At 70.6% G+C, this 1,298-nt stretch carries 1 protein-coding gene; it reads right to left on the bottom strand.

What is annotated here, in order from left to right:
* Nucleotides 1-1,298 (bottom strand): condensation domain-containing protein (locus tag D7V97_RS43075; RefSeq protein ID WP_147445263.1); only part of this gene is annotated, 1,298 nt, incomplete at both ends.

Here is a 1,298-nt window from a genome sequence, read left to right as displayed (position 1 = left end):
GCGGGAGGGCCGGCGTGGTGCCCGTGCTGAACGCCGCGTAGAAGGCGGCCAGCTCGCGGACGAGCACGCCCATGGACCAGCCGTCGGAGACGATGTGGTGCATCGTCACCAGCAGCAGGTGCTCCTCCTCGCTCAGCCGCACCAACGTGCTGCGCAGCAGCGGACCGGTGGAGAGCTGGAAGGGACGGTGTGCTTCGTCCCCAACCCGTCGTCGGGCTTCCTCGTTCCGTTGTGCTTCGGGCAGGGACGACAGGTCGATGACGGGCAGCGTCCAGTCACCCGGGGCGTGGATGATCTGCGTGGGTTCGCCCAGGTGTTCCTGGAAGGTGGTGCGCAGGGCCTCGTGGCGTTGGACGAGGGCCTCGAAGGCTCGGCGCAGGGCTTCCGCGTCCAGACGCCCGGTGAGCTGGAGTGCGGCAGGCAGGTTGTAGGAGGCGTCCCCGGGCTGGAGCTGATCCAACAGCCAGAGGCGCTGCTGCGCGAAGGAGAGCGGCAGCGGGCCTTCATGCGAGACGCGCGTGAGGGCCGGGGCGGTGAGGCCCGTGAGGCCGGCCAGGCGCCCGGCGAGGCCTTCCACCGTCGGTGACTCGAAGAGTGCGCGCAGGGGCAACTCCACGTTGAGTTCCGCGCGCACGCGCGACACCACCTGGGTGGCGAGCAGCGAGTGGCCGCCTAGCTCGAAGAAGGAATCCCGTACGCCCACCCGTGGCAGAAGAAGCACCTCGGCCCAGATGGCGGCGAGCCTCGCCTCCGTCTCCGTGCGCGGTGCGACGTAGGTGCTCCCTGACTGGGGCGCCTCCGGCTCTGGCAGTGCCTTGCGGTCCACCTTGCCGTTGGCGTTGAGCGGCAGGGCTTCCAGCACGACCACCGTGCCGGGCACCATGTACTCGGGCAGCCCTTGGCGCAGCTGCGCCTTGAGCGCTTCGGCTTCCAGGGCTTCGCCCGCCTTCGCGACGACGTAGGCGACGAGGCGCTTGTCGGCGGCTTCGCCCTTCGCCACCACCACGGCGTCCTTGATGGACGTCACCCGACGGAGCGCGGATTCCACCTCACCCAGTTCGATGCGGAAGCCGCGGACCTTCACCTGGAAGTCCACGCGGCCGAGGTACTCCAGTCGCCCGTCCTCGCGGTAGCGGACGCGGTCACCCGTGCGGTACATGCGGCTGCCTGTAGGGCCGTAGGGCTCCGGGACGAAGCGCTCCGCGGTGAGGTCCGGCCGCAGCAGGTAGCCGCGCGCCTGGCCTTCGCCCGCGAGGTACAGCTCCCCGGCGACGCCCACCGGCACGGGCTGGAGCGTG

Source organism: Corallococcus sp. CA053C, from assembly GCF_003611675.1.
GTDB lineage: Bacteria > Myxococcota > Myxococcia > Myxococcales > Myxococcaceae > Corallococcus.
Note: the sequence above shows the minus strand (reverse complement) of the source record. Positions and strands in the feature narration are given on the sequence as shown.